This is a genomic window from Pseudomonas sp. GW822-FHT02D10 (assembly GCF_058802345.1).
This window is the reverse complement of record NZ_JBXAOB010000004.1, coordinates 404,762-419,685: the sequence shown is the minus strand read 5'-3', so window position 1 is coordinate 419,685 and position 14,924 is coordinate 404,762. Positions and strand designations below refer to the sequence as shown.

Genomic DNA, 14,924 nt, shown 5'->3' with positions numbered 1-14,924 from the left:
AGAACCTCTGCCCACATCGCTTTAGTCACCTTGACTGGAGTTTTGGGGGATTTTAAACGAAGACCTTGAAAGGGCTGGCCGTAAGGGCGAAACCCTAAGCCGCCGTTACCGCAGGAATGGATATGTACACCTGAAAGAGACTAGTCGGCTATCAGGCCGCTATCGCGAGCAGGCTCGCTCCCACAGGTTTGATTGAGGTACATCTGCAGGAGGTTGGTCGGCTGTCAGGCCGCCATCGCGAGCAAGCTCGGCTCCCACAGTTTTGATTGATGTACACCCGCACGAGATTGGTCGGCTATCGGGCCGCCTTTGCGAGCAAGCCCGCTCCTACAGTTGAGCGGTGCTACAGAGGTATCAGCGGCGATTCGCCCAACGCAGGCGTAGCCATTCGAGGTCTTCAGGCCGAGTAACCTTGAGATTATCCGCACGACCTTCGATCAAGCGTGGCGCCTGACCCGCCCACTCCATCGCAGAGGCCTCATCGGTAACGATCACATCAGCCACCAGACTGTCCGCCAACGCCCGATGCAAAGCACCAAGACGAAACATCTGCGGCGTATACGCTTGCCAGATCAAACTGCGATCAACCGTTTCAAGAACCCGACCGTGCTTGTCTGCGCGCTTGAGCGTGTCACGCGCCGGTACTGCGAGTAACCCGCCGACAGGATCGTCAGCCAATTCCGACAGCAACTTGTCGAGATCATCGCGAGTCAGGTTCGGTCGCGCGGCGTCGTGGACCAACACCCAGTCTTTATCGGCAGCGCCTTGCGCGTGCAAATGCAGCAACGCGTTAAGCACCGAACCCGAGCGCTCTTCGCCACCGTCCACCCGCTGAATACGCGGATCGGCAGCACAGGCCAGAGTCGGCCAATAAGGATCATCAATCGCAAGACTGACCACCAGGCCTTTCAAGGCTGGATGATCGAGGAAACAGCCGAGGCTGTGTTCGAGAATAGTGCGCCCGCCCAGTTGCAGATATTGCTTGGGACGGTCCGCGGCCATACGGGCACCGATGCCCGCGGCAGGAATCACGGCCCAGAAGGCCGGTAACGTGTGCATCATTGAGCCAACTGGTAAAGGGTTTCACCGTCCTTGACCATACCCAACTCATGGCGAGCCCGCTCTTCAACGGTCTCCATGCCTTTTTTCAACTCACTGACCTCGGCGTCCATGACCCGATTACGCTCCAGCAACGACTCGTTCTCAGCGTGCTGATCGGCAATCTGCTGAGTCAGCTCGGCCACTTGCGCCAGACTGCCATTACCCACCCATAGGCGGTATTGCAGGCCAGCCAGCAGCAAGAGCAAGACAAGAAACAACCAATAAGGACTGCGCATCGAATATCAGGTATCCAGTGAAAAAAGACAGCCATGCCAACTTTGAAGCGTCTGATAGCACGAAGCCTGGAAGAACCAGGCTCGTACTTATAAGGCATCAGATTAGTGGCAAAAATCCCGCTGCTGCGATTTTTTCGACACAATCCGGTGTCTTTTTACTGTCCCGACTTAGCCGCGGAACTCGCTGCGACCGTTGTACTTGGCTTTGCCGCCCAATTGCTCTTCGATGCGCAGCAGTTGGTTGTACTTGGAAACGCGGTCGGAACGGCATAGCGAACCGGTTTTGATCTGGCCAGCCGAAGTGCCCACGGCCAGGTCGGCAATGGTCGAATCTTCGGTTTCGCCAGAGCGGTGCGAAATCACGGCAGTGTAACCAGCGGCCTTGGCCATCTGGATCGCTTCCAGAGTTTCAGTCAGGGTGCCGATCTGGTTGAACTTGATCAGGATCGAGTTGGCGATCTTCTTGTCGATGCCTTCTTTCAGGATCTTGGTATTGGTCACGAACAGGTCGTCGCCCACCAGCTGGGTTTTTTCGCCGATCTTGTCGGTGAGGATTTTCCAGCCAGCCCAGTCGGATTCGTCCAGGCCATCTTCAATGGAGATGATCGGATAACGCTCGGTCAGACCTTTGAGGTAGTCGGCAAAACCTTCGGCAGTGAACACCTGGCCTTCGCCGGACAAGTTGTACTTGCCGTCTTCGTAGAATTCGCTGGCCGCGCAGTCCAGAGCCAGGGTCACGTCGGTGCCCAGTTTGTAGCCAGCATTGGCCACGGCTTCGGAGATCACTTTCAGTGCATCTTCGTTGGACGCCAGGTTCGGTGCGAAACCACCTTCGTCACCCACGGCAGTGCTCAGGCCACGAGCCTTCAGCACCGCTTTGAGGTGATGGAAAATCTCGGTGCCCATGCGCAGACCTTCCGAGAAAGTCTTGGCGCCAACCGGCTGAACCATGAATTCCTGGATGTCGACGTTGTTATCGGCGTGCTCGCCACCGTTGATGATGTTCATCATCGGAACCGGCATCGAGTACACACCCGGAGTACCGTTCAGGTTGGCGATGTGTGCGTACAGCGGCAGGTCCTGGTCGTGGGCAGCCGCTTTGGCAGCAGCCAGCGACACAGCGAGGATTGCGTTGGCACCCAGGCTGCCTTTGTTCTCGGTACCGTCCAGTTCGATCATGATGCGGTCGAGGGCTTTCTGGTCAACCGGGTCTTTACCCAACAGCGCGGTGCGAATCGGACCGTTGATGTTGGCCACGGCTTTCAATACACCTTTGCCCAGGTAACGGCTCTTGTCGCCATCACGCAGCTCGAGCGCTTCGCGCGAACCGGTGGAAGCACCGGACGGCGCGCAGGCGCTGCCGATGATGCCGTTATCGAGAAGCACGTCCGCTTCGACGGTGGGATTGCCACGGGAGTCGAGAACTTCACGACCTTTGATGTCGACGATTTTTGCCATTGTTGTAAACACTCCAAAGTTGACGAAAACGACGCAGCTGTAGGAAATCTTTTTACCGTCGGCAAGTGATAAGCAGCGGGCAGACTTGCGGACGATAAGGCTCAGGCACGCGGGCCTGAGCATTAAATCGTGCGGTACTTTACCGGAGAATTGAGGATTACGCGGTTTCTACCGTCGGAAAACTCTTCACCAGTTCGTCCAGAGCCTTGAGCTGAGCCAGGAATGGCTCCAGCTTGTCCAGACGCAAGGCGCAAGGGCCGTCGCATTTGGCGTTGTCCGGATCCGGATGAGCTTCCAGGAACAGGCCGGCCAGCGACTGGCTCATGCCCGCCTTGGCCAGGTCGGTGACCTGGGCGCGGCGTCCGCCGGCAGAGTCGGAGCGACCGCCGGGCATTTGCAGCGCGTGGGTCACGTCGAAGAATACCGGGTACTCGAACTGCTTCATGATGCCGAAGCCGAGCATGTCCACTACCAGGTTGTTGTAGCCGAAGCTCGAACCACGCTCGCAGAGGATCAACTGATCGTTACCGGCCTCTTCGCATTTACTCAGGATGTGTTTCATTTCCTGAGGGGCGAGGAACTGGGCTTTCTTGATGTTGATCACAGCGCCGGTCTTGGCCATCGCGACGACCAGATCGGTCTGGCGCGACAGGAAGGCCGGCAACTGGATGATGTCGCAGACTTCAGCGACCACCGCAGCCTGCTCAGGCTCGTGGACATCGGTGATGATCGGCACGCCAAAGGCTTGCTTGATGTCCTGGAAAATCCGCATGCCTTCCTCGAGGCCGGGGCCCCGATAGGAAGTTACCGACGAGCGGTTGGCCTTGTCGAAGCTGGCCTTGAACACGTAAGGGATACCGAGTTTCTCGGTGACCTTTACGTACTCTTCACAGACCTGCATCGCCATGTCACGGCTTTCCAGCACGTTCATGCCACCGAACAACACCATCGGTTTGTCGTTGGCGATTTCGATGTTGCCTACGCGGATGATCTTCTGAGCCATCAGGTTCAAGCCTTCTTCTGGTGTTGAGCCAAAGCTGCTTTGACGAAGCCAGTGAACAACGGGTGACCGTCACGCGGAGTCGAGGTGAACTCCGGGTGGAACTGGCAAGCGACGAACCATGGGTGGTTCGGTGCTTCAACCACTTCAACCAGCGCGCCGTCACCGGAACGACCGGAGATTTTCAGACCGGCTTCGATCAGTTGTGGCAGCAGCTTGTTGTTCACTTCGTAGCGATGACGATGACGCTCGACGATCACGTCCTTGGCGTAGCAATCGTGAACCAGGGAGCCGGCTTCAAGCAGGCAATCCTGAGCACCCAGACGCATGGTGCCGCCCAGATCGGACGATTCGGAACGGGTTTCAACGGCGCCGGTGGCATCTTCCCACTCGGTGATCAGACCCACGACCGGGTGACCGCTGGCGCGATCGAACTCGGTAGAGTTGGCGTCTGTCCAGCCCAGCACGTTACGAGCGAACTCGATCACGGCGACTTGCATGCCCAGGCAGATACCCAGGTATGGAACCTTGTTTTCGCGAGCGTATTGAACGGCGGTGATCTTGCCTTCCACGCCACGCAGACCGAAGCCGCCTGGAACCAGAATCGCATCAGCGCCTTCCAGCAGCGCGGTGCCCTGGTTTTCGATGTCTTCGGAGTCGATGTAACGCAGGTTGACCTTGGTACGGTTGCTGATGCCGGCATGACTCATCGCTTCGATCAGCGACTTGTAGGCGTCCAGCAGTTCCATGTACTTGCCGACCATGGCGATGGTGACTTCGTGTTCCGGGTTGAGCTTGGCATCGACCACGGCTTCCCACTCGGACAGATCGGCACCGCCGCATTGCAGGCCGAAACGCTCGACGACAAAATCATCCAGGCCCTGGGAGTGCAGAATGCCCGGGATCTTGTAGATGGTGTCAGCGTCTTCCAGCGCGATGACCGCACGCTCTTCAACGTTGGTGAACTGCGCGATCTTGCGACGCGAAGAAATGTCGATCGGGTGGTCGGAACGGCACACCAGCACGTCAGGCTGCAGGCCGATGGAACGCAGTTCCTTGACCGAGTGCTGAGTAGGCTTGGTTTTGGTTTCGCCGGCAGTGGCGATGTACGGCACCAGCGTCAGGTGCATCAGCATCGCGCGCTTGGCGCCGACTTCGAAACGCAATTGACGGATGGCTTCGAGGAACGGCTGGGACTCGATGTCACCCACGGTGCCACCGATCTCGACCATGGCCACGTCGGCATCGCCCGCGCCCTTGATGATGCGGCGCTTGATTTCGTCGGTGATGTGCGGAATCACCTGGATGGTTGCGCCCAGGTAGTCACCACGGCGCTCTTTGCGCAGGACGTGCTCGTAGACACGACCGGTGGTGAAGTTGTTGTTCTGGGTCATGGTCGTGCGGATGAACCGCTCGTAGTGGCCCAGGTCCAGGTCGGTCTCGGCGCCGTCATGAGTGACGAACACTTCGCCGTGCTGGAACGGGCTCATGGTGCCCGGGTCAACGTTGATGTACGGGTCCAGCTTGAGCATGGTGACCTTAAGTCCCCGCGCCTCCAGGATGGCCGCCAATGAAGCCGATGCAATGCCTTTCCCCAATGAAGAAACAACACCGCCCGTGACGAATATGTAGCGCGTCATGAAAAACCCTAGAAGTCTGCGTTAAAGCGGTCCGAGCCGCCGGGGAAAGCGAAGGAAGGCCGAAGCCCCCGATCACCTGCATTAATTACAGTGCATCTTTCAAAAAAACCGCCGCGTTGGGACAGACCGGAAGAAGAATCACCGGTACGTTGCTCGCTACACATTTTTTGGAATCGCCCAGCAAAGACTGCTTGGTAATCGGCAACTCCTGCAATTCAGTTGAATCCACAGAAGTTGTATCAAGAAGGGAGCGTAGTCTACCGGAAAGCCCCTTTCAGCTCAAACCTTGATCGTTGATCGCTGGCTGCCACTGCAAAAGGCAGTTTCCACCCGCGCTACCATCGAGCCCGCGCAGGTTTGCCACCGCGAGCAATTGCTCATTGCAGTAGAGCAGCGGCAATCTGCCACGGGCGAACAGCGGCACGCCACTTTCATTGAGCAAACGCTTGAGGTCCCGATGCCCCCGCCCGGGCAAATGCATGACTTCACCGCCCTGCCGGTAGCACACGCTCAATACGCCTTCAGGAATGACCCCACTGAAGGTGAGCTGGCCGTTATCGGGCAGCCGCAGTGCGACCGACGGATCCGGCCACAGCGGAGCCGGCTCAGGGAGGCTCAGCCAGTGGCCGGACAGCCACCAGATTCGCCCGTTCGCACGATGCAATTCACCGTCTGCCAGACGCCAGATCGGCCGCGCATCCATCGCCGCATCGCGCAAATCTTCCCAACCCGACCAATGGTCACTGTCGGGCAAGCGCGTCAACGGCGCCAACCAGTGGCTGAGGGCATTGCGCTGGCGGGCGACAGAAAATTTTTCAAGCGCGGCCATTTCCAGAGACGGCACGCCCAGCCAATCGAATTCGCTGACGGTTGCGGCGTGAGCCAGATCCATCTCGGCCAAGTCATCGAGCAAACCTTGCGCCTCACTCAAATGCGCGGCACTGCGGGCGATGGTGGCCACGGCCTGCGGCCAACGCTGAGTGAGCATTGGAAAAATCTGCTGGCGAAGGTAATTGCGAGAAAACTGTTGATCCGCGTTCGACGGATCTTCGATCCAGCTCAACTGATGCTCGACGGCATAGGCTTCGAGTTCGGCCCGCGACACCTCAAGCAACGGCCGCAGCAAAACACCACGCCCCAACGGACGCTGCGGCGGGATCGCCGACAACCCCCTCACCCCTGCCCCGCGCAACAGACGAAACAAAAGGGTTTCCGCCTGATCGTCGCGGTGCTGGGCTGTCAGTAGCAGCTCATTGGCTTGAGTGGCCTCGACAAAGGCGCCATACCGCGCTTCACGAGCCGCGCGCTCAAGGCTCGCACCAGACAGGACCTGAACCCGAATAACCTGCAATGGCACACCCAGCGCGTCACACACCGACTGACAATGTCCCGGCCACGCATCAGCCGCAGCCTGGAGACCGTGATGAATGTGAATAGCTTTGAGTTCGGGCAGGGAGTGGCTTTTGGCGAGTTGCGCAAGCAGGTGCAGCAGAACGGTGGAGTCGAGACCACCGGAGAAGGCGACACGCCAGGTCGGCGCGGTGCGCCAGGGAGCCAGATTCAGCAGGAGCCGGGCAGACAGATTCATCTTTGAAGGATTCATAGGCGCCTGTCGCCTCCACATAGAACCAATGTGGGAGCGAGCTTGCTCGCGATAGCGATATAACAGTCAATAAATTCATTGAATGTTACACAGCCTTCGCGAGCAAGCTCGCTCCCACAGTGGTTTTCCGTCGCTTGCCGAAGCAGCGTCAGATCAGAGACCGTAGCTCATCAGACGCTCGTAACGACGTGCCAGCAGCGCGTCGTTGTCGAACTTCTTCAGCATCGCCAGTTGCGAACTCAGCTCGGCGCGAATCGAGGCAGCAGCAGCGGCCGGATCACGGTGCGCGCCGCCCAATGGTTCGCTGATCACTTTATCAACGATACCCAGGCCTTTCAGGCGCTCGGCGGTGATGCCCATGGCTTCAGCGGCATCCGGGGCTTTCTCGGCGGTTTTCCACAGGATCGAGGCACAACCTTCCGGCGAGATCACCGCGTAGGTCGAGTACTGCAGCATGTTCAGCTGATCGCAAACGCCGATCGCCAGTGCACCACCGGAACCACCTTCACCGATCACGGTGGCGATGATTGGGGTTTTCAGACGGGCCATGACGCGCAGGTTCCAGGCAATCGCTTCGCTTTGGTTGCGCTCTTCAGCGTCGATGCCAGGGTATGCACCCGGGGTGTCGATGAAGGTCAGGATCGGCATTTTGAAACGCTCGGCCATTTCCATCAGACGGCAGGCTTTGCGGTAGCCCTCTGGGCGCGGCATGCCGAAGTTGCGGCGAACCTTCTCGCGCACTTCACGGCCTTTCTGGTGACCGATGATCATCACCGGCTGGTCATCCAGACGGGCTACACCGCCGACAATCGCAGCGTCGTCGGAGAAGTGACGGTCGCCGTGCAGTTCATCGAACTCGGTGAAGATGTGTTCGATGTAGTCCAGGGTGTATGGGCGACGCGGGTGACGCGCCAGACGCGCGATCTGCCAGCTGGTCAGCTTGCCGAAGATGTCTTCGGTGAGCGTGCTGCTCTTGTCTTGCAGGCGGGAGATTTCATCGCCGATATTCAGCGAATTGTCATTACCGACCAAGCGCAACTCTTCGATCTTGGCTTGCAGGTCGGCGATCGGCTGTTCGAAATCAAGAAAATTCGGGTTCATAGGCGTCCGTCTTGGGTCGACGTCCAAGAGAGCTTGGGCCGGCCGGTTGTCTATTCGCGCCCTACCTTAAGGGACAGGCGCGTTCAGGTCGAGATTAAAAATTCAGGTCAAGGTCAGGGCGTAGCTCTTAATGGTAAAGAATGGCACCTGACCGTCAACGGTATTGGAGGAAGACGTTGTCTCGCCCGAACTGGTCACGCAGGGCTTGAATCAAGGCATCCGCCGGATCGATTCGCCAGCCTTCGCCGAACTGCAACAGAGCCTTGGCGTCAGGACTGGTGTACTCCAGAGTAATCGGACACGCGCCGCGGTGACGCTTGAACAACTCGCCCAGCCAGCGCAACTGATCACCTTTCAAATCCTGTGTCTGGACCTTCAAGCGCAGGCTTTCAGCCAGGTTCGTGCGCGCATCTTCCATGCTCATCACCCGCTTGACCCGCAAGCGCAGGCCACCGGAGAAATCGTCATTGCTGACCTCGCCTTCGACCACCACCATCGCGTCAGTCTGCAACAGTGACTGCGCGGAATGGAACGCCTCGGCAAACAGCGATGCCTCGATCCGTCCCGAGCGGTCGTCGAGGGTGATGAAACCCATCTTGTCGCCCTTTTTGTTCTTCATCACCCGCAAGGCGATGATCATGCCCGCGACCGTCTGAGTATCACGCGCAGGTTTCAGATCGATGATGCGTTGACGGGCAAAGCGGCGGATTTCACCTTCGTATTCGTCAATCGGGTGACCGGTCAGGTACAGGCCCAGGGTATCTTTCTCCCCTTTCAGGCGTTCCTTGAGCGTCAGCTCCTTGGCTTTGCGGTGATTGGCGTAAACATCGGCGTCTTCTTCGACAAACAGGCCGCCAAACAAGTCGGCATGACCACTGTCGTGGGTCCGTGCAGTCTGCTCGGCCGCCTTGATCGCTTCTTCCATGGCCGTCAGCAAGACTGCTCGATTGCGGTCGATATTGGCCTGGTAGGCTTTCGGTTCATCGTGGAAATAAGGGCCGAGCCGGTCCAGAGCGCCACTGCGGATCAACCCGTCGAGGGTCCGTTTGTTGATGCGCTTGAGGTCGACCCGGGCGCAGAAATCGAACAGGTCCTTGAACGGCCCTTCCAGGCGCGCCTCGGTAATCGCTTCAACCGGCCCCTCACCCACCCCCTTGATCGCCCCCAGACCGTAAATGATCCGGCCTTCGTCGTTCACCGTGAACTTGAACTCCGAAGTGTTCACGTCCGGTGCGTCGAGGCGCAGCTTCATGGTCCGCACTTCTTCGATCAAGGTCACGACCTTGTCGGTGTTGTGCATATCCGCCGAGAGTACCGCCGCCATGAACGGCGCCGGGTAGTGGGCTTTCAGCCAGGCGGTCTGGTACGACACCAGGCCATAGGCGGCAGAGTGAGATTTGTTGAAGCCGTAACCGGCGAATTTTTCCACCAGGTCGAAAATGTTACCGGCCAGGTCGGCATCGATATTGTTGGTCGCGCAGCCTTCAATGAAACCGCCGCGCTGCTTGGCCATTTCTTCGGGCTTTTTCTTACCCATGGCCCGACGCAGCATGTCCGCACCACCGAGGGTGTAACCGGCCATGACCTGAGCGATCTGCATCACCTGTTCCTGATACAGGATGATGCCGTAGGTGGGTGCCAATACCGGCTTGAGGCCTTCGTACTGGTAGTCCGAGTGCGGGTACGCCAGTTCGGCGCGACCGTGCTTACGGTTGATGAAGTCATCCACCATGCCCGATTGCAGCGGGCCCGGACGGAACAGGGCCACGAGTGCGATCAAGTCTTCCAGGCAGTCGGGCTTGAGCTTTTTGATCAGCTCTTTCATACCGCGCGACTCGAGCTGGAACACCGCGGTGGTTTCAGCTTTTTGCAGCAACTGGTACGTCGGCTTGTCATCCAGCGGGATGAACGCGATGTCCAGCGGCGGCTGATCGACCTTGGCGCGGTCACGGTTGATGGTTTTCAGCGCCCAATCAATGATGGTCAGGGTTCGCAGACCCAGGAAGTCGAACTTCACCAGACCGGCAGCCTCGACGTCGTCCTTGTCGAACTGGGTTACCAGGCCGCCACCTTCTTCGTCGCAATAGATCGGCGAAAAGTCGGTCAGCTTGGTCGGCGCGATCACTACACCACCGGCGTGCTTGCCGACGTTACGCACAACGCCCTCAAGCTTGCGGGCCATTTCCCAGATTTCTGCGGCCTCTTCATCGACCTTGATGAAGTCACGGAGGATTTCTTCCTGCTCGTAGGCTTTTTCCAGGGTCATGCCGACTTCAAAGGGGATCATCTTCGACAGACGATCCGCCAGTCCGTAGGACTTGCCCTGCACCCGCGCCACGTCACGGACCACCGCCTTGGCGGCCATGGAACCGAAAGTGATGATCTGGCTTACCGCGTTGCGACCGTATTTTTCGGCCACGTAGTCGATCACCCGGTCGCGACCGTCCATGCAGAAGTCGACGTCGAAGTCGGGCATGGAAACCCGTTCCGGGTTAAGGAAACGTTCGAACAGCAGGTCATATTCCAACGGGTCGAGGTCGGTGATCTTCTGCACATAGGCCACCAGCGATCCGGCACCCGACCCACGGCCTGGACCTACCGGTACGCCGTTATTCTTGGCCCACTGGATAAAGTCCATAACGATCAGGAAGTAACCGGGGAACCCCATCTGGATGATGATATCCAGCTCGAAATTCAACCGGTCAACGTAGACCTGACGCTTGGCTTCGTAATCTTCGGTCGTGTCCTTGGGCAGCAGAACGCTCAAACGATCTTCCAGACCATCGAAGGAGACTTTGCGGAAATACTCGTCGATGGTCATGCCATCGGGAATCGGGAAGTTCGGCAGGAAGTGCTTGCCGAGCTTCACATCGATATTGCAGCGTTTGGCAATCTCGACGGTGTTTTCCAGCGCTTCCGGCAAGTCGCTGAACAACTCGGCCATTTCATCGGCGCTTTTGAGGTACTGCTGATCGCTGTAGTTTTTCGAACGGCGCGGATCGTCGAGCGCCCGGCCCTCACCGATGCAAACGCGGGTTTCGTGGGCTTCGAAGTCTTCACGCTTGATGAAGCGCACATCGTTGGTCGCCACCAGCGGCGCGCCGATCTTGTCAGCCAGGGCCACGGCAGCGTGCAACTGCTCTTCATCGTTTGGACGATTGGTGCGCTGGATTTCCAGATAGAAGCGATCCGGGAACACCGCCATCCATTCACGGGCCAGTGTTTCGGCTTCATCCGGATTGCCACTGAGCAAGGCAATACCAATCTCGCCCTCTTTCGCCGCCGAGAGCATGATCAAGCCTTCGCTGGCCTCGGCCACCCATTCGCGCTCAATGATGATCTGGCCATTGCGCTGGCCGTCGATGAAGCCGCGTGAAATCAACTCAGTGAGATTCCGGTAGCCGACGGCGTTCATCACCAGAAAGCTGATCCGGCTCAGCGGGTTATCAGGATCCTTGTTCGACAGCCACAGGTCGGCACCACAGATCGGCTTGATCCCGGCGCCCATGGCGTTTTTGTAGAACTTGACCAGGGAACACATGTTGTTCTGGTCGGTGACCGCCACGGCCGGCATGTTCATGCCGACCAGGGTCTTGACCAGCGGTTTGATCCGCACCAGACCGTCGACCAGGGAATATTCAGTGTGCAGGCGTAGGTGAACGAATGAAGCCGGCATAGTGATCCTGTGGAAAGCTTTTAAACGACAAGGCCCGGATTGTACCGGGCCCTGAACAAAACATCAGCCTGTCGACTAAACCTCAGTCAGGCCTTCACGCGCCTCATAAGCAAGGCGCACCGGAGCGAACGAGCGCCGGTGAATCGGCGTCGGCCCCAGTCGGGCCAAGGCCTCCAGATGAACGGGGGTCGGGTAGCCTTTGTGGCCGCCGATGCCGTAACCCGGGTAAATCAATTCGAACGCCGCCATTTCACGATCACGGCTGACTTTCGCCAGAATCGATGCGGCTGCAATGGCGGGGACCTTGCTATCGCCTTTGACCACCGCTTCAGCCGGCATGGCCAGTTTCGGGCAACGATTGCCGTCGATCATCGCCAGTTTCGGCGTGATATGCAGGCCTTCAACGGCGCGCTGCATGGCCAGCATGGTGGCATGCAGAATATTCAGCTCATCGATTTCTTCGACTTCGGCACGGGCGATGCACCAGCTCAGGGCTTTCTCGCAAATTTCGTCATAGAGCTTTTCGCGGCGGGCCTCGGTGAGTTTCTTCGAGTCATTGAGTCCGAGGATCGGCCGGTTCGGATCGAGAATCACCGCCGCCGTCACTACCGCGCCGCAGAGCGGGCCGCGGCCGACTTCATCGACACCGGCCACCAGGTCTTCGGCGTCTGCAACGAGGGTAAAATCCAGACCCATTTGCATCTTTACGTTACTCATTGAGGTGTGCCGATCAGATTGAGGACGGCTGCGGCGGCCTGGTTCGAGGCATCGCGACGCAAGGTCCGGTGAATCTGGTCAAACCCGGCGGTTTGCTCTTCACCGCCATCGATCAACGGCGACAGCGTCAGCGCCAAGGCCTCGGGGGTTGCATCGTCTTGCAGCAACTCGGGCACCAGCAGACGCTGAGCCAGCAAATTCGGCAAAGAGATGTAAGGGCTTTTCACCATGCGCTTGAGGATCCAGAACGTCAGCGGCGCCAGACGGTAGGCTACGACCATCGGCCGCTTGTACAACAGCGCTTCCAGCGTCGCGGTCCCTGAAGCAATCAGCACCGCGTCGCACGCGGCCAGCGCCTGATGGGAGCGGCCATCGAGCAAGGTCACCGGCAAATCGCGGCTGGCCAACAGCTCTTCGAGCTGTACACGGCGCTCGGGGCTGGCACACGGCATGACGAACCGCACACCGGGACGCATGGCCCGCAAGCGCTCGGCGGTATCGAGGAACAAGGCGCCCAGGCGCCCGACCTCACCACCGCGGCTGCCCGGCATCAGGGCAACCAACGGGCCTTCAGGCAGTCCCAGTTCGGCGCGCGCAGCCGAGCGATCAGCCTCAAGGGGAATCGCATCGGCCAGGGAGTGACCGACAAACCGTACCGGCACGCCCTTCTCTTCGTAGAATTTGGCTTCGAACGGGAACAGCGTGAGCATCAGATCGCAGCCTTCGCGAATCTTCAGCACGCGCTTTTGACGCCACGCCCAGACCGACGGACTGACGTAATGCACGGTCTTGATCCCGGCCTGACGCAGTTTGAGTTCGATGTTAAGGGTGAAATCCGGGGCGTCGATGCCGATGAAAACATCCGGTTTTTCGGCTATCAGGGTCGCGATCAGTTTTTTGCGACGGGCCAGCAGCTCGCGCAATCGACCGAGCACCTCGACCAGCCCCATGACCGCCAGACGTTCCATCGGGAAGTAAGAGGTCAGGCCTTCAGCCTGCATCAGCGGACCGCCGACACCGATGAACTCAACCGCAGGATGCTGTGCCTTGAGTGCGCGCATCAGGCCCGCGCCCAGAATATCGCCGGAGGCTTCGCCCGCCACCAGTGCAATACGCAGATTGGCCATGATTAACGGGTGATGCCGCGAGTCGAAGACTGAATGGAGTCACGGAATACCGCGACTTCCGGGAACTGTTCCGACGGTTCGGTCAACTCGGCAAGCGCTTGTTCGACCGTCAACCCCTGGCGATAAACCACTTTGTAGGCACGGCGTAATGCGTGGATAGCCTCTTCGCTGAAACCACGGCGACGCATGCCTTCGAAGTTCATGCTGCGGGCTTCGGCCGGGTTACCGAACACCGTGACATAGGCCGGAACGTCCTTGCCAATGGCCGTGCCCATGCCGGAAAAGCTGTGGGCGCCAATATGGCAATACTGATGAACCAGGGTAAAACCGGACAGAATCGCCCAGTCTTCGACGTGCACGTGACCGGCCAACGCAGTGTTGTTGACCAGGATGCAGTGATTGCCGATAACGCTGTCATGGCCAATGTGGGCATAGGCCATGATCAGGTTGTGGTCACCCAGGGTCGTTTCGGAACGATCCTGCACGGTGCCACGGTGAATCGTCACGCCTTCACGGATGACATTGTGGTCACCGATCACCAGACGGGTTTCTTCACCCTTGTACTTCAAATCGGGCGTGTCCTCACCTACCGAAGAAAACTGGTAAATGCGGTTGTGCTTACCGATGCGTGTCGGCCCCTTGAGAATCACATGCGGGCCGATCACTGTTCCCTCGCCGATTTCCACACCTGCGCCGACGATCGACCAAGGGCCGACCTCGACGTCGTCGGCCAGAATGGCCGTCGGATCGATGATTGCGCGAGGGTCAATCAAACTCATAGTTTGCGTTCCGCACAGATGATTTCAGCAGAGCAGACTGGCTTGCCATCGACCGAAGCCTGGCATTCGAACTTCCAGATCTGACGCTTGCAGCTGATGAACTTGGCCTCAAGTATCAACTGATCACCCGGCAGAACCGGCTGGCGGAAACGCAGCTTGTCGGAGCCGACGAAGTAGTAAAGCGTGCCATCGGCGGGCTTCACGTCGAGCATTTTGAAACCAAGGATCCCGGCAGCCTGGGCCATCGCTTCAATGATCAGCACACCCGGCATGATTGGATGCGCCGGGAAGTGACCGTTGAAGAACGGCTCGTTGATGCTGACATTCTTGTAGGCGCGAATGCGCTTGCCCTCAACATCCAGCTCCACTACCCGGTCCACCAGCAGGAACGGGTAACGGTGAGGCAGGTATTCGCGAATCTCGTTGATGTCCATCATTTCGTGGGGAAGCCTATGTAAAGATTGGGAGCGTGCGACTGACGCACAC

The 14,924-nt window shown here is 58.6% G+C and carries 12 protein-coding genes; all 12 read right to left on the bottom strand.

The features are described 5' to 3' along the window. Positions 1-354: 354 nt before the first annotated feature. The 12 genes from ispD to fabZ all read right to left on the bottom strand — a co-directional run bounded on the left by ispD (position 355) and on the right by fabZ (position 14,875). Positions 355-1,062: a 2-C-methyl-D-erythritol 4-phosphate cytidylyltransferase gene (gene ispD / locus AC1RPZ_RS09780; RefSeq protein WP_493136833.1), complete on the bottom strand. Its 708-nt coding sequence runs from the start codon at positions 1,060-1,062 to the stop codon at positions 355-357. Beyond that, positions 1,059-1,337 (bottom strand): cell division protein FtsB, encoded by a 279-nt coding sequence (gene ftsB, locus AC1RPZ_RS09775; protein WP_019692104.1) that lies wholly within the window; start codon positions 1,335-1,337, stop codon positions 1,059-1,061. The genes ispD and ftsB overlap by 4 nt, the downstream gene beginning before the upstream one ends. A gap of 168 nt (positions 1,338-1,505) precedes the next feature. Then, entirely contained in the window at positions 1,506-2,795 is a 1,290-nt protein-coding gene (gene eno / locus AC1RPZ_RS09770) for a phosphopyruvate hydratase (protein WP_123428478.1), read from the bottom strand. A 157-nt stretch (positions 2,796-2,952) separates the two neighbouring features. Further along, positions 2,953-3,798, bottom strand: a complete 846-nt coding sequence (gene kdsA / locus AC1RPZ_RS09765) for a 3-deoxy-8-phosphooctulonate synthase (RefSeq protein WP_123428480.1) — start codon at positions 3,796-3,798, stop codon at positions 2,953-2,955. Positions 3,799-3,803: 5 nt separating this feature from the next. Continuing rightward, positions 3,804-5,435, bottom strand: a complete 1,632-nt coding sequence (gene pyrG, locus AC1RPZ_RS09760; RefSeq protein ID WP_493136832.1) for a CTP synthase — start codon at positions 5,433-5,435, stop codon at positions 3,804-3,806. A 274-nt stretch (positions 5,436-5,709) separates the two neighbouring features. Then, positions 5,710-7,023: a tRNA lysidine(34) synthetase TilS gene (tilS, locus tag AC1RPZ_RS09755; protein ID WP_493136831.1), complete on the bottom strand. Its 1,314-nt coding sequence runs from the start codon at positions 7,021-7,023 to the stop codon at positions 5,710-5,712. Between the two features lie 168 nt (positions 7,024-7,191). Beyond that, positions 7,192-8,139 (bottom strand): acetyl-CoA carboxylase carboxyltransferase subunit alpha, encoded by a 948-nt coding sequence (locus AC1RPZ_RS09750; protein ID WP_019692099.1) that lies wholly within the window; start codon positions 8,137-8,139, stop codon positions 7,192-7,194. Between the two features lie 154 nt (positions 8,140-8,293). After that, positions 8,294-11,815 carry a DNA polymerase III subunit alpha gene (dnaE, locus tag AC1RPZ_RS09745; RefSeq protein WP_493136830.1) on the bottom strand — a complete coding sequence of 1,174 codons (3,522 nt, stop codon included), beginning with the start codon at positions 11,813-11,815 and terminating at the stop codon, positions 8,294-8,296. A gap of 75 nt (positions 11,816-11,890) precedes the next feature. Continuing rightward, the gene (gene rnhB / locus AC1RPZ_RS09740; RefSeq protein ID WP_493136845.1) at positions 11,891-12,517 is read right to left on the bottom strand and encodes a ribonuclease HII; all 627 of its coding nucleotides are present in this window, start codon (positions 12,515-12,517) and stop codon (positions 11,891-11,893) included. 11 nt (positions 12,518-12,528) lie between these two features. After that, the gene (gene lpxB, locus AC1RPZ_RS09735; protein ID WP_493136829.1) at positions 12,529-13,659 is read right to left on the bottom strand and encodes a lipid-A-disaccharide synthase; all 1,131 of its coding nucleotides are present in this window, start codon (positions 13,657-13,659) and stop codon (positions 12,529-12,531) included. Positions 13,660-13,661: 2 nt separating this feature from the next. Beyond that, positions 13,662-14,438, bottom strand: coding sequence for an acyl-ACP--UDP-N-acetylglucosamine O-acyltransferase (gene lpxA / locus AC1RPZ_RS09730; protein WP_493136828.1), 777 nt, complete (start codon positions 14,436-14,438; stop codon positions 13,662-13,664). Next, positions 14,435-14,875 carry a 3-hydroxyacyl-ACP dehydratase FabZ gene (fabZ, locus tag AC1RPZ_RS09725; RefSeq protein WP_007978374.1) on the bottom strand — a complete coding sequence of 147 codons (441 nt, stop codon included), beginning with the start codon at positions 14,873-14,875 and terminating at the stop codon, positions 14,435-14,437. Before fabZ ends, lpxA begins: the two co-directional genes overlap by 4 nt. Between the last annotated feature and the right edge of the window lie 49 nt (positions 14,876-14,924).

Coding starts and splice junctions, on each gene's coding strand:
- kdsA (WP_123428480.1), bottom strand. CDS start 3,798: ATGGCTCAGAAGATCATCCGCGTAGGCAACATCGAAATCGCCAACGAC.
- ftsB (WP_019692104.1), bottom strand. CDS start 1,337: ATGCGCAGTCCTTATTGGTTGTTTCTTGTCTTGCTCTTGCTGCTGGCT.
- lpxB (WP_493136829.1), bottom strand. CDS start 13,659: ATGGCCAATCTGCGTATTGCACTGGTGGCGGGCGAAGCCTCCGGCGAT.
- fabZ (WP_007978374.1), bottom strand. CDS start 14,875: ATGATGGACATCAACGAGATTCGCGAATACCTGCCTCACCGTTACCCG.
- dnaE (WP_493136830.1), bottom strand. CDS start 11,815: ATGCCGGCTTCATTCGTTCACCTACGCCTGCACACTGAATATTCCCTG.
- lpxA (WP_493136828.1), bottom strand. CDS start 14,438: ATGAGTTTGATTGACCCTCGCGCAATCATCGATCCGACGGCCATTCTG.
- eno (WP_123428478.1), bottom strand. CDS start 2,795: ATGGCAAAAATCGTCGACATCAAAGGTCGTGAAGTTCTCGACTCCCGT.
- ispD (WP_493136833.1), bottom strand. CDS start 1,062: ATGATGCACACGTTACCGGCCTTCTGGGCCGTGATTCCTGCCGCGGGC.
- tilS (WP_493136831.1), bottom strand. CDS start 7,023: ATGAATCTGTCTGCCCGGCTCCTGCTGAATCTGGCTCCCTGGCGCACC.
- AC1RPZ_RS09750 (WP_019692099.1), bottom strand. CDS start 8,139: ATGAACCCGAATTTTCTTGATTTCGAACAGCCGATCGCCGACCTGCAA.
- rnhB (WP_493136845.1), bottom strand. CDS start 12,517: ATGCAAATGGGTCTGGATTTTACCCTCGTTGCAGACGCCGAAGACCTG.
- pyrG (WP_493136832.1), bottom strand. CDS start 5,435: ATGACGCGCTACATATTCGTCACGGGCGGTGTTGTTTCTTCATTGGGG.